This is a genomic window from Stenotrophomonas sp. ATCM1_4 (assembly GCF_004348115.1).
Taxonomy (GTDB): domain Bacteria; phylum Pseudomonadota; class Gammaproteobacteria; order Xanthomonadales; family Xanthomonadaceae; genus Stenotrophomonas; species Stenotrophomonas capsici.
Map to the genome: position 1 here is coordinate 1,119,946 of NZ_QPFB01000001.1, position 26,531 is coordinate 1,146,476.

Annotated in this window: 29 protein-coding genes; 20 read left to right on the forward strand and 9 right to left on the reverse strand. The window is 68.8% G+C overall.

The features are described 5' to 3' along the window. Positions 1-107: 107 nt before the first annotated feature. The gene (locus ATCM_RS05295; protein ID WP_243693963.1) at positions 108-623 is read left to right on the forward strand and encodes a hypothetical protein; all 516 of its coding nucleotides are present in this window, start codon (positions 108-110) and stop codon (positions 621-623) included. 107 nt (positions 624-730) lie between these two features. On the opposite strand, the gene ATCM_RS05300 is transcribed toward ATCM_RS05295, so the two are convergent. Next, a complete protein-coding gene (locus ATCM_RS05300; RefSeq protein WP_207911779.1) occupies positions 731-1,696 on the reverse strand; it encodes an HPP family protein in 966 nt (321 codons plus the stop codon). A gap of 197 nt (positions 1,697-1,893) precedes the next feature. Between ATCM_RS05300 and ATCM_RS05305 the strand changes: the two genes are divergently transcribed. The 5 genes from ATCM_RS05305 (at position 1,894) to ATCM_RS05325 (ending at position 6,925) form a co-directional block, all read left to right on the forward strand. Continuing rightward, complete coding sequence (locus ATCM_RS05305; protein WP_165931128.1) at positions 1,894-2,694, forward strand: hypothetical protein; 801 nt, start codon at positions 1,894-1,896, stop codon at positions 2,692-2,694. 114 nt (positions 2,695-2,808) lie between these two features. Next, on the forward strand, positions 2,809-3,501 hold the full coding sequence (locus ATCM_RS05310) for a TorF family putative porin (protein ID WP_132863200.1): 693 nt from the start codon (positions 2,809-2,811) through the stop codon (positions 3,499-3,501). Positions 3,502-3,745: 244 nt separating this feature from the next. Next, entirely contained in the window at positions 3,746-4,642 is an 897-nt protein-coding gene (locus ATCM_RS05315; RefSeq protein ID WP_132863201.1) for a LysR family transcriptional regulator, read from the forward strand. A 236-nt stretch (positions 4,643-4,878) separates the two neighbouring features. After that, complete coding sequence (locus ATCM_RS05320; protein WP_132863202.1) at positions 4,879-5,925, forward strand: NAD(P)-dependent alcohol dehydrogenase; 1,047 nt, start codon at positions 4,879-4,881, stop codon at positions 5,923-5,925. 16 nt (positions 5,926-5,941) lie between these two features. Beyond that, positions 5,942-6,925 carry an aldo/keto reductase gene (locus tag ATCM_RS05325; protein ID WP_132863203.1) on the forward strand — a complete coding sequence of 328 codons (984 nt, stop codon included), beginning with the start codon at positions 5,942-5,944 and terminating at the stop codon, positions 6,923-6,925. A gap of 16 nt (positions 6,926-6,941) precedes the next feature. Here ATCM_RS05325 and ATCM_RS05330 read toward each other — a convergent pair whose 3' ends face one another. Further along, on the reverse strand, positions 6,942-7,232 hold the full coding sequence (locus tag ATCM_RS05330; protein WP_132863204.1) for a hypothetical protein: 291 nt from the start codon (positions 7,230-7,232) through the stop codon (positions 6,942-6,944). Between the two features lie 198 nt (positions 7,233-7,430). Here ATCM_RS05330 and ATCM_RS05335 point away from each other — a divergent pair, with 198 nt between their 5' ends. From ATCM_RS05335 to bioD, 3 genes are read left to right on the forward strand one after another with little or no spacing between them, the layout of a single operon-like run. Beyond that, positions 7,431-7,976, forward strand: a complete 546-nt coding sequence (locus tag ATCM_RS05335) for a M23 family metallopeptidase (RefSeq protein WP_243693964.1) — start codon at positions 7,431-7,433, stop codon at positions 7,974-7,976. Positions 7,977-8,022: 46 nt separating this feature from the next. Continuing rightward, entirely contained in the window at positions 8,023-9,315 is a 1,293-nt protein-coding gene (gene bioA / locus ATCM_RS05340; RefSeq protein ID WP_132863206.1) for an adenosylmethionine--8-amino-7-oxononanoate transaminase, read from the forward strand. Further along, a complete protein-coding gene (gene bioD / locus ATCM_RS05345) occupies positions 9,312-9,962 on the forward strand; it encodes a dethiobiotin synthase (protein ID WP_132863207.1) in 651 nt (216 codons plus the stop codon). Before bioA ends, bioD begins: the two co-directional genes overlap by 4 nt. Positions 9,963-10,010: 48 nt before the next feature. On the opposite strand, the gene ATCM_RS05350 is transcribed toward bioD, so the two are convergent. Next, the gene (locus ATCM_RS05350; RefSeq protein WP_132863208.1) at positions 10,011-12,350 is read right to left on the reverse strand and encodes a membrane-bound PQQ-dependent dehydrogenase, glucose/quinate/shikimate family; all 2,340 of its coding nucleotides are present in this window, start codon (positions 12,348-12,350) and stop codon (positions 10,011-10,013) included. A 119-nt stretch (positions 12,351-12,469) separates the two neighbouring features. On the opposite strand from ATCM_RS05350, the gene ATCM_RS05355 reads away from it, so the two are divergent. The 3 genes from ATCM_RS05355 to ATCM_RS19435 all read left to right on the forward strand — a co-directional run bounded on the left by ATCM_RS05355 (position 12,470) and on the right by ATCM_RS19435 (position 14,992). Next, entirely contained in the window at positions 12,470-13,543 is a 1,074-nt protein-coding gene (locus ATCM_RS05355) for an SPFH and helix-turn-helix domain-containing protein (RefSeq protein WP_132863209.1), read from the forward strand. Then, positions 13,543-14,751: a zinc ribbon domain-containing protein gene (locus ATCM_RS05360; RefSeq protein ID WP_132863210.1), complete on the forward strand. Its 1,209-nt coding sequence runs from the start codon at positions 13,543-13,545 to the stop codon at positions 14,749-14,751. The genes ATCM_RS05355 and ATCM_RS05360 overlap by 1 nt, the downstream gene beginning before the upstream one ends. Positions 14,752-14,866: 115 nt before the next feature. Next, on the forward strand, positions 14,867-14,992 hold the full coding sequence (locus ATCM_RS19435; protein WP_263863694.1) for a hypothetical protein: 126 nt from the start codon (positions 14,867-14,869) through the stop codon (positions 14,990-14,992). A gap of 68 nt (positions 14,993-15,060) precedes the next feature. On the opposite strand, the gene ATCM_RS05365 is transcribed toward ATCM_RS19435, so the two are convergent. After that, positions 15,061-15,420 carry a DUF1428 domain-containing protein gene (locus ATCM_RS05365; RefSeq protein ID WP_132863211.1) on the reverse strand — a complete coding sequence of 120 codons (360 nt, stop codon included), beginning with the start codon at positions 15,418-15,420 and terminating at the stop codon, positions 15,061-15,063. 307 nt (positions 15,421-15,727) lie between these two features. Here ATCM_RS05365 and ATCM_RS05370 point away from each other — a divergent pair, with 307 nt between their 5' ends. Continuing rightward, positions 15,728-16,738 carry an OprO/OprP family phosphate-selective porin gene (locus ATCM_RS05370; RefSeq protein ID WP_243693965.1) on the forward strand — a complete coding sequence of 337 codons (1,011 nt, stop codon included), beginning with the start codon at positions 15,728-15,730 and terminating at the stop codon, positions 16,736-16,738. A gap of 63 nt (positions 16,739-16,801) precedes the next feature. On the opposite strand, the gene ATCM_RS05375 is transcribed toward ATCM_RS05370, so the two are convergent. Further along, entirely contained in the window at positions 16,802-17,191 is a 390-nt protein-coding gene (locus ATCM_RS05375) for a DUF6165 family protein (RefSeq protein ID WP_132863212.1), read from the reverse strand. A 131-nt stretch (positions 17,192-17,322) separates the two neighbouring features. Here ATCM_RS05375 and ATCM_RS05380 point away from each other — a divergent pair, with 131 nt between their 5' ends. Continuing rightward, positions 17,323-17,739, forward strand: coding sequence for a hypothetical protein (locus tag ATCM_RS05380; RefSeq protein WP_132863213.1), 417 nt, complete (start codon positions 17,323-17,325; stop codon positions 17,737-17,739). Between the two features lie 112 nt (positions 17,740-17,851). Here the strand turns inward: ATCM_RS05380 and ATCM_RS05385 are convergent, their stop codons facing one another. After that, positions 17,852-18,049 (reverse strand): heavy-metal-associated domain-containing protein, encoded by a 198-nt coding sequence (locus tag ATCM_RS05385; RefSeq protein WP_132863214.1) that lies wholly within the window; start codon positions 18,047-18,049, stop codon positions 17,852-17,854. A 163-nt stretch (positions 18,050-18,212) separates the two neighbouring features. Between ATCM_RS05385 and ATCM_RS05390 the strand changes: the two genes are divergently transcribed. From ATCM_RS05390 to ATCM_RS05405, 4 genes are all read left to right on the forward strand, one after another. Further along, positions 18,213-20,690 (forward strand): heavy metal translocating P-type ATPase, encoded by a 2,478-nt coding sequence (locus ATCM_RS05390; RefSeq protein WP_132863215.1) that lies wholly within the window; start codon positions 18,213-18,215, stop codon positions 20,688-20,690. A 23-nt stretch (positions 20,691-20,713) separates the two neighbouring features. Next, entirely contained in the window at positions 20,714-21,166 is a 453-nt protein-coding gene (cueR, locus tag ATCM_RS05395) for a Cu(I)-responsive transcriptional regulator (protein ID WP_132863216.1), read from the forward strand. Between the two features lie 218 nt (positions 21,167-21,384). Further along, positions 21,385-21,966: an Ax21 family protein gene (locus tag ATCM_RS05400; RefSeq protein ID WP_132863217.1), complete on the forward strand. Its 582-nt coding sequence runs from the start codon at positions 21,385-21,387 to the stop codon at positions 21,964-21,966. A 272-nt stretch (positions 21,967-22,238) separates the two neighbouring features. After that, positions 22,239-22,697: a hypothetical protein gene (locus ATCM_RS05405; RefSeq protein ID WP_132863218.1), complete on the forward strand. Its 459-nt coding sequence runs from the start codon at positions 22,239-22,241 to the stop codon at positions 22,695-22,697. Positions 22,698-22,779: 82 nt separating this feature from the next. On the opposite strand, the gene ATCM_RS05410 is transcribed toward ATCM_RS05405, so the two are convergent. Further along, positions 22,780-23,247 (reverse strand): DUF1456 family protein, encoded by a 468-nt coding sequence (locus ATCM_RS05410; protein ID WP_132863219.1) that lies wholly within the window; start codon positions 23,245-23,247, stop codon positions 22,780-22,782. A gap of 108 nt (positions 23,248-23,355) precedes the next feature. Between ATCM_RS05410 and ATCM_RS05415 the strand changes: the two genes are divergently transcribed. Both ATCM_RS05415 and ATCM_RS05420 read left to right on the forward strand, forming a co-directional pair. Next, on the forward strand, positions 23,356-24,411 hold the full coding sequence (locus tag ATCM_RS05415) for an NAD(P)-dependent alcohol dehydrogenase (protein WP_132863220.1): 1,056 nt from the start codon (positions 23,356-23,358) through the stop codon (positions 24,409-24,411). Positions 24,412-24,427: 16 nt separating this feature from the next. Further along, a complete protein-coding gene (locus ATCM_RS05420; protein ID WP_132863221.1) occupies positions 24,428-24,751 on the forward strand; it encodes a DUF6122 family protein in 324 nt (107 codons plus the stop codon). 4 nt (positions 24,752-24,755) lie between these two features. On the opposite strand, the gene ATCM_RS05425 is transcribed toward ATCM_RS05420, so the two are convergent. Both ATCM_RS05425 and ATCM_RS05430 read right to left on the reverse strand, forming a co-directional pair. Then, positions 24,756-25,193 (reverse strand): hypothetical protein, encoded by a 438-nt coding sequence (locus tag ATCM_RS05425; protein WP_132863222.1) that lies wholly within the window; start codon positions 25,191-25,193, stop codon positions 24,756-24,758. A gap of 95 nt (positions 25,194-25,288) precedes the next feature. Continuing rightward, entirely contained in the window at positions 25,289-26,515 is a 1,227-nt protein-coding gene (locus ATCM_RS05430) for an FAD-dependent oxidoreductase (RefSeq protein WP_132863223.1), read from the reverse strand. Between the last annotated feature and the right edge of the window lie 16 nt (positions 26,516-26,531).

Here is a 26,531-nt window from a genome sequence, read left to right on the forward strand (position 1 = left end):
CCCACGCCGGCGACACGCTGAAGGCGACACCGGCCGACCGGACGGGTGGTGTATCGGCCACGCATGCGGCAGGATCGGTCCCTGCAATCAATCGCAAGGAGCACCGCATGGCAATGACGATCCACCGATATGCACTTGGGCTGGTCTGCGTGATCGGCCTGGCCGCGTGCACGCAACCGGAAGCACCTGCCGCGCCGGCCACGCCTGAAGCACCTGCGCCGGCACCGGAAGCGCCGGAAGCCGGCACCGAGCCCGCGCCCAATGCAACGGTGGTCCATGAGGCGCCGGGCCAGGCGCCGCAGGGCCACGCCTGCATGATCGCCGGCGAGTTCAACGTGCTGGGGAAGACCATCCGCTCGCGCGACTGCGTGCAGACCACCGGTGCGTCCAGCGAAGCCGAACTCAAGCGCATGTGCGAGGGATTGGCGCAGACCTCGGCGCAGATGGGAGGCAAGGCCGGCCAGATCACCTACATGGACGCCTGCCCGTCGCCATCGCAGGGCAGCTGCAAGCAGCTGTTCGGCCACCCATTCGATGGCTACTACTACGAGCGCTCCGCCGAAGACCTGGCGGTGCTGCCGGACAGCTGCGCCCAGGGCGGCGGCCGGTGGTCCGGCGGTTGACGGCTGCCGGCAGGGACCACGCCGTGGTCACCTGTGGTGTTGAAACAGGGACGGCACGACCGGCGCGGCGTCGCTACGGCGCCGGTTGACCGGGTACGCGCGGGCGCTCAGTCTTCCCGCGCCTTGCTCCAGCGCCCGCCATCGTCGGGCGCCACCTCGAAGCGCGCCCATTGGCGCAGTTCCGCGGCACTGGCGTGGCCGATGCTGCCGATGCCGTCACCGGCCACCACCGCGTACACCAGCCGGTCGGAGGACGGGCCGTCCAGCGCCGGCGTCACCGCGATGCGGCGCACGCTCCAGGCGCGGCCCAGCCGGCCATTGCTGTAGTAGCGGCCCGGCGTGATCGCGGCCGGATGCAGGGTGTCGCGCTCGGCGTGCTGCTTGGCCAGCTCCAGCAGCTCGGTGAGGTTCTCGTCGGTGATGTCGACGAAGGAGTTGAGTTGGCCGATCGCTGCGTGGAAATCCTCCTGGGTCAGGTCCACCCGGCGCTGCAGCGGGACGACCGCCGCCGCGCGCGGTTGCCGGCGATGCAGGTGCACCGGGTAGCGCCGCCAGGCGAAGCAGGCATTGAACGCCACCGCGGCGAGCAGGATGGCCGCCACGTTGATCGCCACGGGCGTGAGCAGGTACTGGTAGCCCAGCGCGTGCACGTCGCTGCCACCGATCACCGCGGCCAACGCGGTGGCACCCCCGGGGGGATGGATGCAGCGCAGGTAATGCATCGCGCCGACCGCCAGGCCCACGGCCACCGCACCGGTCCAGGCATGGTCCGGTGCCAGCATCTGGCAGGTGACGCCGATGAAGGCCGAGAACAGATGTCCGGCCAATACCGGCCACGGTTGCGACAGGGCACCGTGCGGGACCGCGAACACCAGCACCGCCGAGGCACCCATCGAGGCGAGCAGGATGGCACCGCCGGCATTGCCGCGGAAACCGTGCGGGAAGCACCAATGGGTGAGCTGGTAGACCGCCAGGATGCCGAGCAGTGCGCCCAGCGCGGAGATCCACTTCTCGCCATGCCCGGTCTGGTTGCGCTCGATGCTCAACCAGCTGCGCAGGGAGTGCAGGGGCACGGGGAAGGATTTCATCACGGCGGGGCAGGGGACGGGCGCGCAATTCTGCACCGACGCCGCCCCGCAGGGTGATGCCGAACCGGGCCGGATCGACATCGCGCTGATGTGGATGGGTTGTAGCGATATGCGTCCAGCGGATAAGCCGGCGCGTAGTGGCTACGATGGGGCATGGAAATGATGCTGGATCGTGGTGGGCGATGATTCCCGGACCCCTGATTTCGTGGCAGATGCTGCTATTGATGTTCGTGCTGCCGACGCTGGGGGTCGGGTTGGCGGTGGCCTTGGCGGGTTATGCGGGGTGGTACTTCCTGGCCAGGAGGGGCAGCATCGCGGCGTTCTTCAGTTGGAAGGTGCGGCTGTGGAGCGTGCTGGCGGTGGTTCTGTGTGGCTGGGCGGTCGTCGTGGTGGTGAAGCTGCACCAGATCGACCGGCAGATCGCGCTCCAGGACGGGTACAAGCAGCGCCGCCGCAGCTTCCTGCTTGACCGGGACTTCCAGTACGGCGAGTTGCAGGTGCCACGCGGCACCCTGGTCAATCGCTATGACCCGTTCGACAACGGTGAGCCGCAACGGCCGGTGGAGCTGCGCGGGCTGGACCGGCTGCGCTTTCCGCAGCCCGTGCAGGTGGCAGGCGTGTGGGCCACCCAACTGGAAACCTCGGCCACCCGCGTGACCCTGGCCGGTGACCAGCGCATCGGCCCGGTGTACCGCTTCGACGGCGACAGCGGTGATTACGTGCTTGACCCCGATGTCCCGCACCTGGACTGCAAGGCCGGTGACGATGCGTGGTTCAACGTGCCCTTGATCGATTACGACATCGTGGCCGAGTTCGCCGTCGGCGAGCCGGACGGCGCACAGGCGCGTTTCAAGCCCAGCCAGTGGCAGTTGCTGCGCTGTGGGCCGCCGGAGGATCCGATCCGGATGCTGCCTGCCTTCCAGGCACCGGGGCCGAGGGGCGCGCAGGACCCGGTGTTCCTTGAAGCGGGCGCGGCGCGCTGAGGTTTTATGCGGATTTGATGGCGGCGGACGGTTATCGCCATCGCGGGTTTACGCGAGGGAAAACCACACTTTCCGGGTCGCCGCGCAGGGTGCGCGGCCCTTCCCGGAAACCCCATGAAACCTTCGATCCTCCCGTTGCCGATCCTCGTGGCAGCGACCTTCTGCAGTCCGCATGCCTTCGCCGCCACCCTCAGTGGCAATGCGACGCTGACCAGCGACTACGTCTGGCGCGGCTCCTCCCAGAGCCAGGGCGATCCAGCCGTGCAGGCGGGCTTCCGTGCTGCCGCCGACGATGGGTTGTATGCCGCGGTGTCCGGTTCCAGCGTCGAGTTCGCGCCGCAGACGCATGCCAGCAGCGAGCTGGATGTCAGCGTGGGCTGGGCGGGCGCACTGTCCCCGGAGTGGAGCATCGATGCCAACCTGCTGCATTACCGCTATCCGGCCACGACCGTCGACCTGAACTGGACCGAGCTCAACACGACGGTGACCTGGCGGCGCGACTACTGGCTCTCACTGGGCTGGTCATCGCAGGCGTTGGGGACCCGACAGGATGGCCTGTACAGCCAGCTGGGCGCGCGCTGGCCGGTGAACGAGCGGCTGCGCCTTGAAGCCATGGCCGGCTACTACGCGTTGCAGGACGCGCGCGGCGGTGGTTATGCGCATGGGCAGCTCAATGCGATCTGGAGCGTGGTGACGCCGCTGGAGGTGCGGCTGAGCGTGCATGGCACCGATCGCCATGCACGTGCGTTGTTCGGGGATGATCTCGCCGGCACGCGTTGGGAAATGGCGGTGCAGGGAGCATTTTGATCGAGGCGCGGTGGAGCGCCCCCTCCCCAACCCTCCCCTTGCTGTCGCAAAGGGAGGGGGCGGTTGTGCATGGTCCGAACGCATGCAGCACAGCCCCGCCGTTGCTCCCCCTTGCACAGCAGGTGCAGGGGAGGGTTGGGGAGGGGGGCTTTGCTGTCGCTTCGCTTCTGCTCCCTGCCCGTGCTCCGCATTGCAGGCATCGCGCACCGCGCCCAAGATGGGGCACCACGTTTCCGGTGCCCCCATGTCCCGCGACAACCTCAACGACCTGCTGGCCTTCGTCACCATTGCCCGGGAAGGCAGCTTCACCCGTGCGGCCGCGCAGCTGGGGGTGTCGCAGTCCGCGCTCAGCCACACCATGCGCGAGCTGGAGGCACGGCTGGGCATCCGCCTGCTGACCCGCACCACCCGCAGCGTGTCGATGACCGAGGCCGGCGAGCATCTGTACGAATCGGTGGCACCGCGGCTGGAGGACATCCAGGCCGAGCTGGCGATGATGGGCCAGTTCCGCGATACGCCGGTCGGCACGGTGCGCATCAATACCACCGGCCATGCCGCCGACCTGTACGTCTGGCCGCGGTTGTCGTCGATGCTGCCGCAGTACCCGCAGCTGAAGGTGGAAGTGGCGGTGGACTATGGCCTCACCGACATCGTCGCGCAGCGCTTTGACATCGGCATCCGCCTCGGTGAACACCTGGCGCGCGACATGATCGCGGTGCCGGTCAGCCCGCCACAGCGCATCGCGGTGGTGGCCACGCCGGCGTACTTCGCCACGCATGGCATCCCGCGTACACCGCAGGAGCTGGTCACGCACAACTGCATCGGCATGCGCCTGCCCACCCATGGCGGCCTGCTGCCCTGGGAGTTCGACCGCGATGGCGTGCAGTACAAGTCACGCGTGGAAGGGCAGTGGATCTTCAACGGCAGTGCCCCGGCACTACGCGCGGCGCTGGCCGGCGTGGGCCTGGCCTACCTGCCCGAAGACCTGATGCACGAGCACCTGGCCGCCGGTCGCCTGCAACGGGTGCTGGAGGAGTGGTGCGAGCCCTACGACGGCTACTATGCGTACTACCCCAGCCGCCGCCAGGCCTCGCGGGCCCTGCAGGTCGTGATCGAGGCCCTGCGCCACCCCGCCGGGTAGGCGCGCCGTGGCCGCGCAGCACGCTGCATCGCCAATCAACACGCGCGCAGACCGTCATCCCATCCGTGATCGCATGAACCCCGCCACGGGTCGTACCCCGGCTTCGCGGCCAAGGCCGCTCCTGCCGGGATTGATGAGCAGTGCTCATTACCGCATCCCGCCGTCGTGACTTAATCCGTCACGGTCGGCTGCCTAGACTGTCGGCCTTGCTTCGTTCCCCGCTACAGGATGCCCGCATGAAGACCTTCGGCTACGCCGCCTACGACACCACCTCGCCGTTGGCCCCCTACGCCTTCGAGCGCCGCACGCTGCGCGGCAATGACGTGGCGATGGAAATCATCTACTGCGGCGTCTGCCACTCGGACCTGCACACCGCGCGCAACGACTGGGGCTGGAGCTACTACCCGATCGTGCCGGGCCACGAGATCGTCGGCCGGGTGATCGAGGTCGGCCCCGATGTCAGCCGCTACAAGGTCGGCGACCACGTGGCGGTGGGCTGCATGGTCGACAGCTGCATGGAATGCGACCAGTGCCATCGTGGCGAGGAGCAGCTGTGCCGCCAGGGCATGGTGGGCACCTACGCCGGGGCCGACCGGATCAGCGGGGAACCAACCCAGGGCGGCTACGCCAAGCATCTGGTGGTGCGCGAGGAGTTCTGCCTGCGCATGCCCGACGGGCTGGACCTGTCGCGCGCCGCGCCGCTGCTGTGTGCCGGCATCACCACCTGGTCGCCGCTGCGCCACTGGAACATCGGTCCCGGCAGCCGCGTCGGCGTGATCGGCCTGGGTGGCCTGGGCCACATGGCGGTGAAGCTGGCCGTCGGTCTGGGCGCGGACGTCACCGTGCTCAGCCGCAGCCCGGGCAAGCGTGCCGATGCGCTGGCACTGGGCGCCGACCGCCTGCTGGTGTCCGAGGACGCCGAGGCCATGGCGCAGGCGGCGTCCGCGTTCGACCTGATCATCGATACCGTGCCGGTCAAGCATGCGCTGGACCCGTACCTGCCGCTGCTGGACGTGGACGGCACGCTGGTGATCGTCGGCCAGATCGGGCCGATGGATGAAACCAGCACGGTGCCGCTGCTGCTGGGCCGACGTCGCATCGCCGGCTCGCCGATCGGCGGCATCCGCGAGACCCAGGAACTGCTGGATTTCTGCGCGAAGAAGAACATCCTGCCGGACTGCGAGATGATCCGCATGGACGAGATCAACCATGCCTTCGAGCGCATGGAGAAGTCCGACGTCCGCTACCGCTTCGTGATCGACATGGCCTCGCTGGCCGCCTGATCGCAGGGAGAACCGCATGCGCACGCGTGTACTTGGAAACAGCGGGCTGGAAGTCTCCGCGCTGGGCCTGGGCTGCATGGGGTTGACCCATGCCTACGGCCAGCCGGTGCGCACCGCCGACGGCATCGCGTTGCTGCGCGCGGCCTTCGAGCGTGGCGTGACCTTCTTCGATACCGCCGAGGTCTACGGCCCGTACACCAACGAGGACCTGCTCGGACAGGCCCTGGCGCCGATCCGCGAACAGGTGGTGATCGCCACCAAGTTCGGCTTCCGCGATGCCGACGGCAACAAGGGCGTGGACAGCCGGCCGCAGACCATCCGTGCCGTGGCCGAGGCCTCGCTCAAGCGCCTGCGCACCGACCGCATCGACCTGTTCTACCAGCACCGCGTCGACCCGGCGGTGCCGATGGAGGACGTGGCCGGCACCGTGCGCGAGTTGATCGCCGAGGGCAAGGTGAAGCACTTCGGGCTGTCCGAAGCCGGCGCGGATTCGATCCGCCGCGCGCATGCGGTGCAGCCGGTGGCCGCGCTGCAGAGCGAGTACTCGTTGTGGTGGCGCGAGCCGGAGCAGGAGATCCTGCCGCTGCTGGAGGAACTGGGCATCGGCTTCGTGCCGTTCAGCCCGCTGGGGCGGGGCTTTTTGACGGGCGCGATGGATGCGAGCACCCCCTTCGAGGCGAGCGACTTCCGCAGCCGCCTGCCACGCTTCTCGGAGGAGAGCCGGCGCGCCAACGCCGGCCTGCTGGAGGTGATCGCCCGCCTGGCCGCGGCAAAGGGCATCACCCCGGCGCAGATCGCGTTGGCCTGGCTGCTGGCGCGCAGGCCGTGGATCGTGCCGATCCCGGGTACGACCAAGCTGCACCGCCTGGAAGAGAACATCGCCGCCACGACGGTGGCGCTGGACGCGGCCGAGATGGCCGACATCACCCGCGCGCTGGACGCGATCACCGTGGTCGGCGAGCGCTATCCGCAGCAGTTGCAGCGCGTGACCGGACGCTGAGATCGCAGTGGGGGCGTCATTGAACGCCTCCCTCCACACCGGGCCGGGGGCGGCGGGCACGCGCCAGGCGTTTGACCTGGCGGTCCGCGCCCGCCGTTGCCATGACATGCGCGGCCAGCATCGCCAGCACCTTGACGGCATCCAGCCCGCTGCTGGCCATCCATGCCCCCAGCAACGCCATGAAGCACATCACGGCGATGAAATCGAACGCCAGCCGCGACACTGCGCCGGCCACCACCAGTACCAGGAAGTAGCCGGCGCTCGACAACACCCATGTGCTGGACAGCAGTTCGTACGGTGCGGGCATGGCCGATGGCAGTGACGCGGCGTGATGCCGCGCACCCAGAATCCGGTCGTTGCGTGAGCGCTGCATGGGGCGAAGGTGAAGTGGAAGAGAAGTGGCGCCACTGCGTCACGAAACCACTTCAAACCCTGCGCGAAACGTTGGCCGTGGCTGCCTGCATGCTGCTAGCGTTGTGGCCTTCGATCAATCGCAGGGATGGGCATGAAGCGTTCGTGGGGGTGGGGATTGCTGGCGTGCGCGCTGCTGCTCGGCGGCGGCGCGTGGCTGTGGAAGCAGCCGTTCGCGATCATCGCGCGCGAAGGCTGGCGGTTGTCACGACTGCCGGCACCGCACGCCATCGCGGTCCCGGTGCAGGGCATCGGTGCGCGGCAGATCGCGGCCACGTTCGGCGCACCGCGCGGGCGTGACCGCACGCACCAGGGCGTGGACATCTTCGCCGCACGGGGAACCCCGGTGCGGGCCGCCACCGAAGGCGTGGTGCTCAGCGTGCGCGACCGCGGCCTGGGCGGCAAACAGGTCTGGTTGCTGGGCCCGGCCGGGCAGCGCCATTACTACGCACACCTGGACGGCTGGGCACCGGGGCTGGCGGCCGGTGACGTGATCGGGACCGGCCAGGTGCTGGGCATCGTCGGCGACACCGGCAAGGCCAAGGGCACGCCGCCGCACCTGCATTACGGCATCTACGGGCCGGACGGCGCGCTGGATCCGCTGCCGTTGATGCATGCAGCCAACCCCGCCAAGCGGTAAGGTACGCCCCCTGCAAGCCGCCCCCCGCACGGCATGAGTCGCAACGATGGTGATTGACCAATTCGACCGGGACCACCTGTGGCACCCCTACAGTTCGCTGGGGAGCCCGGTGCCGGTGCTCAAGGTGGCGCGCGCCGACGGCGTGCTGCTGCAGCTGGAAGACGGCCCGCAGCTGATCGACGGCATGGCCTCGTGGTGGTGCGCCATCCACGGCTACAACCATCCGGTGCTGAACGCGGCCGCGGTCGAGCAGCTGGGGCGGATGTCGCACGTGATGTTCGGCGGGCTCACCCATGCGCCGGCGATCGCGCTGGGCAAGCTGCTGCTGCAGATCGTGCCGCAGCCGCTGGATGCGATCTTCTACGCCGACTCCGGCTCGGTGTCGGTGGAAGTGGCGTTGAAGATGGCCATCCAGTACCAGGCCGCGCGCGGGCGTCCGGGCAAGAGCAACATCGCCACCACGCGCTCGGGCTATCACGGCGACACCTGGAACGCGATGTCGGTGTGCGATCCGGTCACCGGCATGCACGGGTTGTTTGGCGGTTCGTTGCCTTCGCGCCGTTTCGTGCCGGCGCCGCAGACACCATTCGACGGCACCTGGGACCCGGCCGACATCGCGCCGGTTGCCGCGTTGTTCGCCGAACGTGCCGACGAGCTGGCCGCCTTCATCATCGAGCCGGTGGTGCAGGGTGCCGGCGGCATGCGCTTCTATCACCCGCAGTACCTGCGCGAGCTGGCGCGGCTGTGCCGTGAATACGACGTACTGTTGATCTGCGACGAGATCGCCACCGGCTTCGGCCGTAGCGGCCGCCTGTTCGGCTGCGAGCATGCCGGCATCACCCCGGACATCCTGTGCATCGGCAAGGCGCTGACCGGCGGTTACATGACGATGGCCGCCACGCTGACCCGGCGCGAGATCGCCGACGTGATCGCCGCCGGTGATCCCGGCGTGTTCATGCACGGCCCGACCTTCATGGCCAACCCGCTGGCCTGCGCGGTGGCGCTGGCCTCCACGCAGTTGCTGCTGTCGCAGGACTGGCAGGGCCGGGTGGGCGCGATCGAGGCCACCCTGCGCGAGCGGCTGGCACCGGCGCGCGCGCTGCCGCAGGTGGCCGACGTGCGCGTGCTGGGCGCGATCGGCGTGATCGAACTGAAGGCGGCGGTGCGGCTGGAGCGCATCCAGCAGCGCATGCTGGAACAGGGCATCTGGATCCGTCCGTTCGGACGGCTGGTGTACGTGATGCCGCCGTACGTGATCAGCGACGCGCAGCTGCAGCAGCTGTGCGACGGCATGGTCGCGCTGGTGGCGGGACTGGACGCGGAGGACCTGCGCGCATGAGCGGCAAGGTGGTATTCGTCAGCGGCATCGACACCGAGATCGGCAAGACCGTGGTCACCGGCTGGCTGGCCCGGCTATGGGCCGAGCAGGGCGAGGACGTGATCACCCAGAAGCTGGTGCAGACCGGCTGCGTGGGCGCCTCCGATGACATCCTGCTGCACCGGCGCATCATGGGCACCGGGTTGTTCGAGGAGGACCGCGACGGCACCACCATGCCGGTGCTGTTCGCTTACCCGGCCTCGCCGCACCTGGCCGCGCGGCTGGAACAGCGGACGCTGGACCTGGGCGCCATCGAGCGCGCCACCGCGACGTTGGCCACGCGCTACGGCACGGTGCTGCTGGAGGGTGCCGGGGGGCTGATGGTGCCGCTCACCGAGCAGCTGCTGACCATCGACTACGTGGCGGAGAAGGGCTGGCCGGTGTTGCTGGTGACCTCGGGCCGGCTGGGCAGCATCAACCACACGCTGTTGTCGCTGGAAGCGCTGTCCGCACGCGGCATCGCGCTGCACGGCGTGGCCTGGAACAGCCGTGATGACAGCACCGACGAGGTGATCGCGGCCGACAGCCGCAACTTCATCCGTCAGTGGGTGCAGGCGCGCTTCCCGGACGCGGCCTGGTATGACGTGCCGCGGATCGACCTGGGCTGACGCTGTCCGGTCCCTCTCCCGCAGTCGGGAGAGGGCATGCGCCCGGGGCTATTTCCTCAGCTTGTAGGCCAGCACGTAGTCACCGGCCTTGGTGCCGGTGGAACCGTGTCCGCCGGCCACCAGCAGCACCACCTGTTCGCCCTGGCTGTCCAGGTAGGTCATCGGGGTCGCCTGCCCGCCGGCGGGGATGCGCACGTTCCACAGCACCTTGCCGGTGGCCAGGTCATAGGCACGGAAGTTGTCGTCCGTGGCCGCGCTGAGGAAGGCCACGCCGGTGGCGGTCAGCATCGGTCCGCCGATGCCGGGCACGCCGATACGGACCGGCAGCGGGATCGGTGACAGGTCCTGGATGGTGCCGTTGCGGTACTGGTAGGCGACCGTGCCGGTGCGCAGGTCGGCTGCGGCCACCGTGCCCCACGGCGGCACCTGGCAGGGCACGCCGATCGGCGACATGAAGGGCGTCATCTCCACCGCGTAGTCGGCGCCCTTGTTCTCGTTGAGCCCGTGCTCGCCCTTGTTCATCTGGCGGCCGCTGGTTTCATGCTTGGGCACCAGTCGCGAGACGAAGGCCAGGTAGGTCGGCATGCCGAACATCACCTGGCGACGCGGGTCCACCGCCACGCTGCCCCAGTTGAAGGTGCCGAAGTTGCCCGGGTAGATCAGGCTGCCCTGCAGCGTCGGCGGGGTGTAGCGGCCGTCGTAGCGCAACGAGCGGAACTGGATGCGGCACAGCATCTGGTCGATCAGGCTGGCACCCCACATGTCCGCTTCGCGCAGCGCCGGCGGCTCGAAGCTCAGGCTGGAGTAGGGCTGGGTCGGCGCGGTGGTCTGCCCGGGGATGTCCACGTGGCGCGATGCCGGGCGCTGTCCGACCGGCAGCAGCGCGCTGCCGTCGCGGCGGTCCAGCACGTACACGTCACCCTGCTTGGTCGGCTGCACCAGCGCCGGCGTGCGCCCCTGCGGCAGGTCCAGGTCCAGCAGCACCGGTTGCGCCGGGGTATCCATGTCCCAGAGGTCGTGGTGCACGAACTGGTGCACCCAGCGCGCCTGGCCGGTGGCGATGTCCAGCGCCACCACCGAGGAGGCGTACTTTTCCTCGGCCGGGGTGCGGTACATGCCCAACTGGTCGGGCGTGCGGTTGCCCATCGGGAAATAGGCCAGCCCCAGCGCCTCATCGGCGCTGGCCACCGCCCAGCTGTTCGGCGAGCTGGGACGGTAGACCTGTGCGGGATCGTTGGGGTCGAGCGGGGCGGTCTGCTCCGGGTTGCCGGAGTCCCAGTTCCACTGCAGCTGGCCGCTGTGCACGTCGTAGGCGCGGATCACGCCGGAAGGCGAGTTCACCGCGTAGTCGTCGTTGACCGCGCCGGCGACGATCACCTTGCCGCCGGCAATCAACGGTGGCGAGGTCGAGTAGTAATAGCCGGCCTGCTTGAACGGCATGTTGTGGGTAAGGTCGAGCACGCCGTTGTCGGCGAAGTCGCTGCAGTGCTGGCCGGTGCGGGCATCGAGGGCATGCAGCTTGGCATCGGCGCTGGGCAGGAACACGCGCGCGGCGCAGGCGGTGGCCGCGGTGGCGCCGGGCGCGGGCGGGTCGACGAAGTAGGACAGGCCACGGCAGGTCTGGTGCTGGCGCTGTGGTTCCATGCCCGCCCCCGGATCGAAGCGCCAGCGTTCCTTGCCGGTATCGGCGTCCAGTGCGATGGCCAGGCTGTGCGGCGTGCACAGGTACAGCGTGTCGTCGATCTTCAGCGGCGTGACTTCATACGTGGTTTCACCCACGTCGTCGGGGCCGCGGAGGTCGCCGGTGCGCATCTGCCAGGCCAGCTGCAGCTGGCCGACGTTTGCCGGGGTGATCTGCGTCAGCGGCGAGAACCGCTGGCCGTAGCCGCTGCGCCCGTAGGCCTGCCACTCACCGTCCGGTTGCGGGGCATCGCCGAGCGCGGCGTCCGCGTTGACGATGGCCATCGGCAGCGTGCCGCGTGTCTCGTGCAGGTGACGGGGGATGCCGGCGAAGGCGACCGCGGCCACCAGCAACGCCGCCAGCAGCACCGGCGCGCCGGACGGCCCGGTATAGCCGTGCGGACTGGACCGGCGGGCCGCCGGCAGCGCGATCAGCAGGCCGAGCAGGGCCGGCACGCCAAGCCGGGTGGCCAACGGCCACCAGTACAGCCCGGCCTCCCACAGCGACCAGGCCAGCAGCACCAGCAGCCAGCCGGCGTACAGCCAGCTCGCCCAGCGGCGGTGCCGCCACAGGCCCCAGGCCACGCCCAGCAGCACCAGGCCACTGAACAGGTAGAACGGGCTGCCGCGCAGGGACAGCAGCCAGGCACCGCCGATGGCCAGTGCCAGTCCGAACAGGGTGGTCAGCAACAGCGTGAGGATCCGCATGGCAGGTTCCGGCGGCCGGGAGAGTGGGACCATGGTGCGCCGCGGGATGTCTGCATGGCGTCATGTTGGTTTGTCCGTGCTGGCCGTAGAATCGAGCCTTCGTCGACCGGGGAACCGCCATGAGCATTCTGGACTTCATCAAGAAGGAACTGATCGAGATCATCGAATGGACCGATGACTCGCGTGACACGCTGTCCTACCGCTGGCCCGATGACGACCGCCAGATCAAGAACGGCGCGCAGCTGATCGTGCGCGAATCGCAGATGGTGCAATTCGTCGCCGCCGGCCAGTACGCCGACCTGTTCGGCCCCGGCAAACACACCCTGAGCACCCAGAACATCCCGGTGCTGTCCACCATCCTGGGCTGGAAGTACGGCTTCGAGTCGCCGTTCAAGTGCGATGTCTACTACCTCAACACGCGCCTGTTCACCGGCAACAAGTGGGGCACCGCCAACCCGGTGATGATGCGCGACGCCGACTTCGGCGTGGTGCGCCTGCGTGCGTTCGGTACCTACGACTTCCGCATCGTCGACCCGCCAAAGTTCCTCAAGGAAGTGGCCGGCACCGACCAGAATTTCCGCCTGGACGAGTTCGCCGACACCATGCGTTCGCGCATCGTCAGCGTGTTCACCGAGGCACTGGCCACGGCCAAGGTGCCGGCGCTGGACGTGGCCTCGCGCTACAGCGAGCTGGGCGACGCGCTGCTGCCGATCATCAACCCGGCCATGACCGGCAAGTACGGCATCGAGATCACCAGCTTCGTGCTGGAGAACGTGTCGGTGCCGCCGGAGGTGGAGAAGGCCATCGATGCGCGCTCGAGCATGGGCGTGGTCGGCAACCTCAACGATTACGTCAAGTTCCAGATGGGCAGCGCGATGGGGGCCGGCGGCGACGCCTCGGCCGCGGTGCCGGCGCAGATGGCGGTGGGCTTCGGCATCGCGCAGGAAATGATGCGCGGCATGCAGTCGCCGGCCGCGCCCGCGGCGGGCGCCGCGGTACCGCCGCCGTTGCCGGCGGCCGATGCCGGCGCCCCGGCGCTGGACGTGCTGACCCCGGAACAGGCCGCGCAGGCGTTGTCGGTATCGGTGGAGGACGTGATGGCCGCCATCGCCGCCGGCGACCTGAACGCGCGCCGGATCGGCAACGCCACCCGCATCGCCCGTTCGGCACTGGAAGAGTTCCTGCGCGGCTGATGAACAACGCAACGGTGGGCAAACATCCCTGCCCGGAATGCGGCGGGGATCTGCAATGGAATGCCGCCAAGCAGGCGCTGGTCTGCCCGTACTGCGGCACCGTCGTGCCGCTGTCCGAGGCCGCGCAGGGTGATGGCGATGGCAGCGCCGGCGTGGTTGAGCTGGACCTGCTCCAGGCCCTGGCGCGGATGCAGGCCGATGCCGCCACGCAGCCGCCACCGCTGCCGCAGGACGGCAAGGGCCCGGGGGGCGTGCTCGGCATGCTGCAGAGCATGGCCGCCACGCCACCGGCGCAGCGTGGTTACGGTACGCAGCCGCGCGAGGTGCAATGCCAGAGTTGCCATGCGATCTCGGTGTTCGTCGATGGCAAGGTCGCCGACCGCTGCGAGTTCTGCGGCTCGCCGCAGATCATCGCCCACGAAACGCTCGGCGATGCGATCACCCCGCAGAGCGTGCTGCCGTTCCGCATCAGCGACGGCCAGGTGCGTGATGCGATCCGCACGTGGTACGGCACGCGCTGGTTCGCGCCCAACCGGCTCAAGACCGCCGCGCTGACCGATACGCTCAAGGGCATGTACCTGCCGTACTGGACCTTCGACGCGCACGTGGCCGCGCAGTGGACGGCCGAGGCCGGCTACCACTACTACGTGACCGTCAGCTACCGCGACTCGCAGGGCAACACCCAGACCCGCCAGGAGCAACGCACCCGCTGGGAGCCGGCCGCCGGTTCGCTGCAGCATTTCTTCGACGACGAACTGGTGCCCGGGACCGTGGGCGTGCACCCGGCGTTGCTGCAGAAGATCGGCCAGTTCCCGACCACCACCGACCTGAAGCCGTACACGCCGGAGTTCGTGCGCGGCTGGACGGTGGAGCGTTACCAGGTGGACCTGCGCCAGGCCGCGCAGCGCGGGCAGGCACAGATGCAGGAGCAGACCCGCGCGTTGTGCGCCGAACAGGTGCCCGGCGATACCCACCGCAACCTGCAGGTGCGCGCCGACTACAGCAACCGTACCTTCAAGCACATCCTGGTGCCGGTGTGGCTGGTCAGCTACACCTACGGCTCGCGCAGCTTCCAGGTGCTGGGCAATGGCTATACCGGGCAGATCGCCGGTGAACGCCCCTACAGCGCGTGGAAGATCTTCTTCGCGGTGGTGGCGGCGCTGGCGGTGTTGCTGGTGGTGGTCTACGTGCTCGGCATGCAGCAATGACGGCCAGCGACGGCGCGGGGGCTTGAAATCCCGCGCCGTATCCCCCATATCGGGTTGGTTGAAACGAGAAAGAGGGAGGCTCATGGAAGCCAACACGACTGGAAGGGTCCAGTGCATGAAGTGCAAGGCGGTGTACGCGCCGGTGATCAAGGTGCTGGAACGGGTCTGCCCGGAGTGCCTTTCGATCAAGACCGTAGCACTGCAGGCCAGCCAGCAGTCCCGCGCCAACGCCGGGGCCTGACCCGCCCGCCACCAAGTCCAAGGCCAGGCTGACGCCTGGCCTTTTTCATGGGCGCTGCCCGGCGGCCGTCACTGGCCCATGTGCAGCACCGGCAGGAACCCGCCGTACACCACGCGCTTGCCATCGAACGGCATCGGGTTGTTGGCCGGATCCATGCGCGGGTCCTCCATCATCCTGCGCATGCCGGCATCGCGGGTCTCCTTGTCCGGCCATTCGATCCACGAGAACACCACGGCCTCATCCGCGCCGGCCTGCACGGCGCGGTGGAAATCGGTGAGCTGGCCATGCGGCACGTCGTCGGCCCAGCACTCGGTCACGCGCAGCGCACCGTACTCGATGAACAGCGCATCGGCGAGCTTGGCATGGGCGATGAAGCGGTCCTTGTTGGCCTGCGGCACGGCGGCCAGGAAACCATCGACGTAGGACATGGGGCACCTCCTGCGGGGGACATCGGACGGTGGCCGGAGTATGCGCCGGCGGATGTTGCGCCCGCGCAAACGGGGCGGGCCTGCCGCGGCCGGATCGGCACGGGGTTGATCTTTGTCAGCCTGGCCGGCGCAGCGGCTGCGGACAATTCCCCCGTCCCCCCGGGGGCGGGCGGGTCCGCTCAATGAACGTCCACGCCTGCCGCTATGGGGGGATGCCCTGTCCGGCCCGGTCGCCCCCCACCGCCGGATGCCCCCAACCCGACCCGGCGCCCGGCCCGCATGGCGCGCGCTCCCGCAAGGAACGACGATGCACCTCCCCCACCGCGCCGCGCTGGCCCTGGCCGCCCTGTGCATGCCATTGGCCGCACAGGCACAGGACACCGCCCCGGCCACCCGGGTTTCCACCCAGATCTTCGTCAACGCCAGCCAGCTCGACCGTGATGGCGTCACCCGCGAGGACGAAGGCCTGGCCGTCGACCTCAAGCGCACCTTCATCAACGTGGACCACCGTTTCAACGAGCGTTGGTCCATGCAGGTCACCACCGACCTGCAGTGGCTGCGCAACAGCCAGGCCAGCGACCTGTGGCTGCGCCACGCCTACGTGCAGCGCAGTTTCGGCAAGGGCAGCTGGCTGCGGCTGGGCAATGCGCCGTTGCCGTGGATCCAGCAGGAGTCCGCGCGCGAGGGGTTTCGCTACGTCGACGCCGGCCTGATCGCGCGGACCCGGATGGGCAGCACGGCCGATTACGGCGTGCACGGCCAGTACACCCGCGGGGACCTGGTGTACGCCGCCTCGGTGGTGACCGGCGGCGGTTACCAGAAGCCGCGCCTGGGCCGCCGCGCGGATGTCGAGGCGCGGGTCGGATGGATGCCGGCCAAGGGCGTCGAGCTGGCGGCAGGCGGATACCGTGGCACCCGTGCGCAGGATGCCGGCAACCGCCCGCGCGAACATACCGCGCAGCGCTGGAACGCGATGGCCAGTTGGGTGGGCGAGCGCGGCCGCGTTGGCGCGCAGTATTTCCACGCACAGGACTGGAACCGGATCACCCGCCCCGGCAGCGACGACCAGCGTGGCTGGTCGGCCTGGGCGAGCTACCGGTTGACGCCGGCCTACGCGCTGTTCGCCCGCCACGAGCAAACCCGCATGAGCCTGGACATCGACCCGCGCACGCGCGAGCGCTATGACCAGTTGGGCGTGGAGTGGAAGCCCAACGGCCACCTGCGCCTGGCGATGGTCGGCAAGCGCGTGGAGCAGCGCACCACCAGCCGCACGCTGGAAAGCCACGAAGCCGGCCTGTGGGCGCAGCTGGCGTTCTAGCGGAACCGCACCCCTGTGCCGTCGGCGCAGGGGCGGGGAAGGGCATGCCCGCGTGGTGGGGGCTTACTCGCCCTGGTACTGCTTTTCTTCCACCAGCGCCGAGCCGGCGACGCGGTTGATCTCGTTCTTGACCACGATGCGCTCGCCGTTGGTGCCGTAGACGCCACGCGCCAGGGTGATGAACTCGGCGCCGAAATCCTGCTGCGATTCCTTGGCGCGCAGGGCGTCCTGGATGTCCCACATGCGCTCGTTGATGGCCTTGAGCTGGTCCTTCAATGCCGCCAGCGCCGGGCGCGCTGCCTGCTGTTCCAGCCACAGCGGCCACAGGCCATTCAGTTCGGTGCGCACGTTGGCCAGCTTGCCGGCCTCGGTGATGCGCTCGGCCTTGATCTCCAGGATGGTGATCTTGTCGATCAGTTCGCCAATCGATACCGGGGTCAGCAGGGTCTGCACGTGGACATTCGCCGTTTTCAGGAATGCGCCCATGATACCGCCCGGGGACAACGGTTACCGATGCACCGGTGTTGGCCTGGAGCGCATCGGGTTGCGCACAATGCGGGCCTGTTCATCCACTGGAGTGACCGATGCCGTTGCGTTCCTGTCTTGCAGTGCCACTGCTGCTGGTGGCGTGGGCGGCTTCGGCCAACGACGCCCGCCTGGATGGTGCGTGGGAATTGCAGTCCGGTGAGTCCATCAATGCCGAAGGCGCGGTGGTCGACTACGCCAGCCTGAAGCTGGCTGGCACCAAGCTGCTGGCCGATGGCCGCTTCGCCTTCACCACGACCCGCGCCGGCACGTTCTGGGCGGGCGGCTCGGGCCGTTGGCAGGCCGAGGCGGGCCAGTACGTGGAAACCCCGCTGATGGCGTCCTACCCGCTGGAAAATGGAGGTACCTACACCTTCCGCTACACGCTGGAAGGCGATGTGTGGACGCTGGAACGCTGGGAAGGGCAGCGCCGGGTCGAGCGCGAAGTCTGGAAGCGCGCCCCCGCACAGCCGTAGGCGCGGCCTCGGCGGGGAAACCGGCAGCGTCCGAAGCATCCGCAAAACCGGACCCCTCCCCAACCCTCCCCTTGCTGCGCAAAGGGAGGGGGCAGCGCGGTGCGTTCGGGGGTCAGCCCTCTACCTGGGCCGGGAAACCGGCCTCGTCCAAGGCCTGGGTGAAACGCGCCAGCGGCTGCGCCGACTGGATCTGCACGGTCTTGCTGGGCAGGTCGATGTCCACCGTCGCGGCCGGATCGATGTCCTTCACCGTGGCGGTCACGCTGCGCGCGCAGCCGCCGCAGGTCATGCTTTCGATATGCAGTTTCATGGAGAGCTCCTGTGGATGGGCGGCAAGGATGCGCCTTGCCACGGTGGCAAGGTCAAGCGCCATCGGCCCATGAATGGCGGCGGTTGGCTTGGCCTTCAGGCCGCTTGACCTTCCCATCATGGGAACCTTTAAGGTGCAGCCGACCACCCATGGAGACACGCCGATGACCACGGCAAACGCCGGCCAGCCCGGCCACCAGGACCTGATGATCGAAGGCATGACCTGCGCTTCCTGCGTGGGCCGGGTAGAGCGCGCGCTCAAGGCGGTGCCCGGCGTGCGGCAGGCCAGCGTCAACCTGGCCACCGAACGCGCCAGCGTGCAGACCGATGGCAGCGTCGAGCGCCAGGTGCTGGTGCAGGCGGTGCGCAAGGTGGGCTACGAGGTCAGCGCGCCGGCGCCGGTGGAACTGGTGATCGAAGGCATGACCTGCGCCTCGTGCGTGGGCCGCGTGGAGCGCGCGCTGAAGGCGGTGCCGGGCGTGCAGTCGGCCAGCGTCAACCTGGCCACCGAACGCGCCAGCGTGCAGGGTGATGCGGCGCTGGACGCCGGTGCGCTGATCGCCGCCGTCGCCAGGGCCGGCTACACCGCCAGCCGCGTCGACCCGGCCGGGGCCAGCGAGGATGCCCAGGCACAGCGGCATGCCGATGAACTGCGCGTGCTCAAGCGCGACCTGCTGCTGGCCGCGCTGCTGACCCTGCCGGTGTTCGCGTTGGAAATGGGCGGACACCTGGTGCCGGCCTTCCACCACTTCATCGCCGGCACGCTGGGCACGCAGAACAGCTGGTTGCTGCAGTTCGCGCTGACCACGCTGGTGCTGGTGCTGCCGGGCCGTCGCTTCTACCAGAAGGGCATCCCGGCGCTGCTGCGCGCCGCCCCGGACATGAACTCGCTGGTCGCGGTGGGCACGCTGGCAGCCTACGGGTTCTCGCTGGTGGCCACGTTCGCGCCGCGCCTGTTGCCGGCCGGCACGGTCAACGTCTACTACGAAGCAGCGGCGGTGATCGTCACCCTGATCCTGCTCGGCCGCATGCTCGAGGCCAAGGCCAAGGGACGTACCTCCGAGGCCATCAAGCGTCTGCTGACGCTGCAGGCCAAGACCGCCCGCGTACGCCGCGACGGCAGCGTGGTCGAGCTGCCGCTGGAACAGATTGCCAGCGGTGACGTCATCGACGTGCGCCCGGGCGAACGCATCGCGGTGGATGGCGAGGTGATCGACGGCGAGAGCTATGTCGACGAATCGATGATCAGCGGCGAGCCGGTGCCGGTGAGCAAGGCACCGGGCGGCACCGTCATCGGCGGCACCGTCAACCAGACCGGCACGCTCGGCGTGCGTGCCACGGCGGTGGGCGGTGCCACGGTGCTGGCGCAGATCATCCGCATGGTCGAGCAGGCGCAGACCGCCAAGTTGCCGATCCAGACGCTGGTGGATCGCATCACGCTGTGGTTCGTGCCGGCGGTGATGGGCCTGGCGCTGCTCACCTTCGTAGTGTGGTTGCTGTTCGGCCCGCAGCCGGCGCTGACCTTCGGCCTGGTCAACGCGGTGGCGGTGCTGATCATCGCCTGCCCGTGTGCGATGGGCCTGGCCACGCCGACCTCGATCATGGTCGGCACCGGCCGTGGCGCGGAGCTGGGCGTGCTGTTCCGCAAGGGTGAAGCGCTGCAGCTGTTGAAGGAAGCGCAGGTGGTGGCGGTGGACAAGACCGGCACGCTGACCGAAGGCCGTCCGGTGCTGACCGACCTGCAGCTGGCCGACGGCTTTGCACGCGGCGACGTGCTGGCCCGCGTCGCCGCGGTGGAAGACCGCTCCGAACACCCCATCGCCCGTGCCATCGTCAGTGCGGCCCAGCAGGAAGGGCTGCAGTTGCCGGCGGTGGAGGCGTTCGAATCGGTCACCGGCTACGGCGTGCGCGCCCAGGCCGGCGGCATGCGCGTGGAAGTGGGCGCGGACCGCTTCATGCAGGCCCTGGGGCTGGACGTGGCGGTGTTCGGCCAGGACGCCAAGCGCCTGGGCGAGGAGGGCAAGAGCCCGCTGTACGCCGCCATCGATGGCCGCCTGGCGGCGATCATCGCCGTCTCCGACCCGATCAAGCACGACACCCGCACCGCCATCGCCAGCCTGCATGCGCTGGGCCTGAAGGTGGCGATGATCACCGGCGACAACCGCCGCACCGCCGAAGCCATCGCACGCCAGCTGGGCATCGACGAAGTGGTGGCCGAGGTGCTGCCGGACGGCAAGGTCGAGGCGGTGCGCCGGCTCAAGGCCGCGCATGGCCGCCTGGCCTACGTGGGCGATGGCATCAACGACGCGCCGGCGCTGGCCGAGGCCGACGTTGGCATGGCGATCGGCACCGGTACCGACGTGGCCATCGAGGCCGCCGACGTGGTGCTGATGTCCGGCAGCCTGCAGGGCGTGCCCAACGCCATCGCGCTGAGCAAGGCGACAATGGGCAACATCGGCCAGAACCTGTTCTGGGCGTTCGCCTACAACACCGCGCTGATCCCGGTGGCCGCGGGCGCGTTGTATCCGCACTGGGGCGTCCTGCTCTCGCCGGTGTTCGCCGCCGGCGCGATGGCGTTGTCCTCGGTGTTCGTGCTGGGCAATGCGCTGCGGCTCAAGCGCTTCCAGCCGGCCAAGGGTTGAGGGAGACGAGGATGGAAGCAAGCATGAACATCGGCCAGGCGGCCAAGGCCAGCGGCATCTCCGCCAAGATGATCCGCTACTACGAGGACACCGGCCTGATCGGGCCGGTGGCCCGCACCGAGTCGGGCTACCGCATGTACGGCCCGCGCGACATCCACACGCTGGGCTTCATCAAGCGTTCGCGCGACATGGGCTTCAGCGTCGAGCGCATCGCCGAGTTGCTGCAGCTGTGGCAGGACCGCTCGCGCCACAGCGCCGACGTCAAGCGCATGGCGCTGGAGCACGTGCAGGTACTGCAGCAGCGCATCACCGAATTGCAGGAGATGGTGCGCACCGTGCAGGCGCTGGCCGACTGCTGCGCAGGCGACGAGCGCCCCGACTGCCCGATCCTGCGTGACATCGAGACCGGCGTGCCATTGCTGGAAACACCGCTTCCCACCACATTCGGCAAAGTCGGTGGCGCGCACGGGCATTGATTCTTCATGCAGCGGATGCATGGCTGAATGAAATGCGGCGCGCGCTGCGCGCGTGGCAGAAAACGCCTGAATGGAAGCCTAAAAAACGCGTTCTTCGTGGCCCATGGTTTCAGGATGGGTTGGGGTGACTAACGGAAAAATTACATCCGGACGTACGCAGCAGCCCTCATCGCTGCGTGCCATCAAGTCTGTAATCCCCCTACGAATAAGGTGTGCCCATGAAGACTTCGTTGATCGCTCTGGCCCTGGCAGCCGCTCTCCCGTTCGCTGCTTCGGCCGCCGAAGGCCTGTCCTACAACTACGCTGAAGCGGACTACGCCAAGACCGACATCGATGGCGGCAAGGCCGATGGTTGGGGCGTGAAGGGCTCCTGGGCGTTCCACCAGAACTTCCACGTGTTCGGTGATTTCGACCGCCAGGAAATCGACCACACCAACGCCCGCTTCAACCAGTGGCGCGTCGGCGTTGGCTTCAACAAGGAAATCGCCAACAGCACCGACTTCGTTGCGCGCGCGGCCTACCAGAAGCTGGACCTGCGTTACGCCGACCTGGACTTCAACGGCTACAGCGCTGAAGCCGGCATCCGCACCGCGTTCGGCCAGCACGCCGAAGTCTATGCACTGGCTGGCTACGAAGACTTCGACAAGAAGCACGGCGTGGAGCCGCTGGACGGTGGCCAGTTCTACGGCCGCCTGGGTGGCCAGGTGAAGTTGAACCAGAACTGGGGCATCAACGGCGACATCAAGATGAACCGCCACGGCGACAAGGAATGGACCGTCGGCCCGCGCTTCAGCTGGTAAGACGTTCGTACCTGTTGCACAGAGAAAGGCCCGGCATTGCCGGGCCTTTCTTTTTTTTGCTTGATTGAAGGGCGGCCCTCACCCCAACCCCTCTCCCGCTGGCGGGAGAGGGGCTTCAAACGCTGCAGCTGCACAGACTCGCCTCAACACGCGCTGGGCTGAGCCCCTCTCCCGCCAGCGGGAGAGGGGTTGGGGTGAGGGTAATCCGCCCTTGTAACCCAGTGGTAACCAAACTGCAGCATCGTGCACGGCGATCCCAAACAATCGCTGCCATGAAGACCCGCCTGCTGCTTGCCGCCTCGCTGTTGCTGACCACGCCGCTGGCCTGGGCCCAGCGCGACTACGTCCCGCTGGAACAGCGGCTCAGTGCCGAGCAGTTGCGTGAGGTCGGGCTGAGCGCGCAGCAACTGCAGTTGCTCAACCGCATGCTGGGCGAGGCCGACGCCGCGGCGCCGGCGGCAACGACGGCGCTGCCGGTGCCGGCACCGATGCAGATCGGTCTGGAAGAAGGCCCGGTGCAGGCCAGGGTGCAGGGCGCGGTGGAAGGCTGGGAGCCGGGCACGGTGTTCACGCTGGACAACGGCCAGCAATGGCGGGTGCTCAAGGGCCAGATGCGCCTGCGCCAGACCCTGCAGTCGCCGGAGATCCAGGTGGTGCCGGGCATCGCCGGCCGCTGGTTCCTGCAGGTCGACGAGGACCTGCCCAAGGCGCGCGTCTACCGCATCCGTTGAACCCGGCACCGCCGGCAGGCGCGACTCCAGTGGCCAGGCCGGCATCGTTGGGGCATCACGTGCTTCGCGGCCAAGGCCGCTCCTACGGGCGTACCCGCTGGGTCAGGCCCTTGAGGAAGTTGCGCAGGGCCTGGTCGCCGCATTCGCGGTAGTTCTTGTGGTCCGGCTGGCGGAACAGTGCCGACAGTTCCGGCTTGGACATCGGGAAGCCGGCGGCTTCGAAGATCGCATGCATGTCCACGTCCTTCAGCTCGAAGGCCACGCGCAGCTTCTTCAGCACGATGTTGTTGGTGACGCGCTTCTCCGGCGGGCGCTGCGGCTGCGATTCGTCGCGGCCGCGGTAGTGGTAGATCAGGCCATCGAGGAAGCGCGCCAGCACCGCGTCCGGGCAGGTCTCGAACAGGGGCTCGTCATCCTTGCGCAGGAAGTCATGCACCTGGGCCTGGTCCACCGCGAAACCGGGGTCGGCCAGCAGGATGGTGTCCACCACCATGGCATCGCTCAGGTCGAGCATGTAGCGGATGCTGCGCAGTACGTCGTTGTTGATCATTGCCACTCCGGAACGGCCGCGCGGGACCGTCCGGCGGCTGCATAGTGTAACGCCGGGCCTCGGCCGGGCCGTCTACAATTGCCGGCGATTCAGCTGGAATACCGCCCCATGCGCACGCTTGCCTACGCCGCCCTTTCCGCCGGCACGCCCCTGCAACCGCTGGCGATCGACCGCCGCGCGCTGCGCGCCGACGACGTGGCCATCGACATCCTGTATTGCGGGGTGTGCCACTCCGACCTGCACCAGGCCCGCAATGACTGGGGCTCGGCGCGCTACCCGATGGTGCCCGGGCACGAGATCATCGGCCGCGTCAGCGCGGTCGGCCCGGCGGTGAAGGGGCTCAAGGTCGGCGACGCGGTCGGTGTGGGCTGCATGGTCGATAGTTGCCAGGACTGCGACCAGTGCCACCACGGCGAGGAACAGTTCTGCCGGCACGGCGTGACCATGACCTACAACGGCCGCGACCGCGTCAGCGGGGAGATCACCCAGGGCGGCTATTCGCGGGCGATGGTGGTGCGCGAGGCCTTCGCCATCGCGTTGCCGCCGGCGCTGGACCTGGCCCGCGCCGCGCCGCTGCTGTGTGCCGGCATCACCAGCTGGTCGCCGCTGCGTCGCCATGGCGCCGGCCCGGGCACCCGGCTGGGCGTGATCGGCCTGGGCGGGTTGGGCCACATGGCGGTCAAGCTGGGCGTGGCGCTGGGCTGCGAGGTCACCCTGGTCACCGGCAGCGCCGGCAAGGCCGAGGATGCGCGCGCGCTTGGCGCCCACCACGTGCTGGTATCGCGCGATGCCGAGGCGATGAAGGCCGCCACCGCGTCGTTGGACCTGATCCTGGACACGGTGCCGGTGTCGCATGACCTCAAGCCCTACGTGAAGTTGCTGGACGTGGGCGGACGGCTGGTGATCGTCGGTGCGCTGGAAGAGATGCCGCCCCTGGATGCCGGCTTGCTGGTGCGCGGACGCAAGCAGGTGGGTGGTTCGCTGATCGGTGGCATCGCCGAGACCGCCGAGCTGCTCGCCTTCTGCGCCGAGAACGGCATCTACCCCGACTGCGAGCAGATCCGGATGCAGGACATCGACGCGGCCTTCGAACGCATGGAGCGCGCCGACGTGAAGTACCGCTTCGTCATCGACATGCGCAGCCTGCAGGAGACGGCCGGCTGAGGCCGGTCCGCTTGCGATGAGCCTGCGCGCGATCATCCACCTGTGCCTGCACGTGGCGGTGCCGGCCCTGCTGGCGTGGCTGTTCTGGCGCCCGCAGTTCGGCAAGGCGTGGCTGTTGCTGCTGCTGGGCTGGGTGATCGACCTGGACCACCTGCTGGCCGACCCGATCTACGCGCCGGACCGCTGCAGCGTGGGCTTCCACCCGCTGCATACCGCGCCGGCGGTGGCCGTCTACGCGGGTCTGACGGTGCCGCGGCGCACCCGCCTGTTCGGCATCGGGTTGCTGGTGCACATCGCGCTGGATGCCATCGACTGCGTGTGGATGCGCTGCAGCAGCTGAGTGCTTACCAGCCGCCCCAGGGGCCGGGGCCGTAGTAACCGAACGGACCGCCGCCCTCGCCCTTGCTGAGGTGGATGTTCACGTCCATGCGCCGGGTCTTGCCGTCGTCGTTGGTGTAGTTCTTGCCCAGGTTCAGGTCCACCGCGCTCCAGTGGCTGTTGCCGTAGGCCTTGGAATAGCCGATGCCGGTACTTACCGCGCCGTGCACCTGCAGCGTGTCGTCCACCACGGTGGGGGCATCCGGGTCCGCCTTGCGCGGCAGGCCGCGCCCGCTGTGGTCGCCGTAGTAGGTACCAGGGGCATCGCGCTGGTAGGACGGGTCGCCCAGGTAGCGCATCGGCGCCTGCGGCACGCTCAGGTCCAGTGATTCGGGGGTCGGGTCGTTGGCCAGGGCAACGACCGGGGCCAGCAGCAGGGCGAGGAGCAGCGGGGATCGGATCACGGGAATCACTCCAGGTGCAGGCCGCGCCGCGGATGACGGGCCATCCGAACGCTACCAGAATCGGCTTGAATGATGCCTGTCATCCCCTGCCAGGTTCAGCCACCCCGGCCACGTTCGCGCCGCTGGAACGCGTACAGCGCCGCCAGTGGATGCTTCCGGCGCTCGATCGCGGCCTGCACGATGGCCGCGCCGGTCATCGAGTAGGTGATGCCGTTGCCGCCGTAGGCCATCGCGAAATGGACCCGCGGGCCCCATTGCGGGTGCGGGCCGAAGAAGGGCAGGCCGTCGTCGGTTTCGGCGAAGGTGCCGGCCCAGGCGAAGGCAGGGGGCACCTCCAGGTGCGGGAACAACGCGGCGACCTTGCCGGCCAGGCCGCGTGCCTTGCGATCGACGCGGGCATCGCGCCGGGCCGGGATGTCGACCGCGTCGTCGTCGCCGCCGACCAGCAGGCGCTGGTCCGCGGTGCTGCGCAGGTACAGGTACGGGCGCGCGGTCTCCCACACCAGGGTGGAGGCGAGCGGGCCAAGCATGTCCCGTGGCAACGGGTCGGTGACGTAGGCATAGCTGCTGCGGTTGCTGGCCACCTTGTGCGTCAGCCAGTGCTGGCTGGCGTAGCCGGCGGCGACCACCACCTGCCGGCAACGTACGCTGACGCCGTCGCTGGTACGGAGCAGGACGCTGCGTGGGTGTACCTCGATGCCGTCGATGCGGGTGCGGTCATGCACCCGTCCGCCGGCGCGTTGCAGCCGCCGCAGCAGCCGGTAGGTCATGCGGTAGGGGTCGATGCGCGCGGCCACGTCGCTGAGGATGGCCCCGGGGGCCGTGAAGCCGAAGCGCTCCCGCACGCCCGCCGCATCCAGCCAGTGCACGGCCAGGCCGTGTCGTTGGCGCAGTTCGAACTCGTCGATCAGGGGGCCCAGGTCCCTGCGCCGGCTGGCGTAGTACAGGCTGCCGGCGCGCTGGAAATCCACGTTGCGGACCTGCCCGGCGAGTTCGCCCAGTTCGCCGACGGCCTCGGCGCAGGCCCGGTACGCCTGCAGCGCGGCCTCCAGCCCGAAGCGGCGTGTCAGTTCGGACATCGGCGTGTCGATCTCGTACTGCAGCAGGGCGGTGCTGGCCGCGGTGGAGCCCCAGCCGATGTCGCGTTGTTCCACCACCACGACCTCATGGCCGTGGCGGCCCAGCCGCTCGCCGATCAGCGCGCCGGTGATGCCGCCGCCGATGACCACCACCTCGCAGTGCAGGTCGCGCTCCAGCCGCGGGAACGCCTGCATCAGGCCATTGCGGATCGCCCAGAACGGATAGCCGCTTTTCAGGTCCATGGCTGCCGGTGCCGGT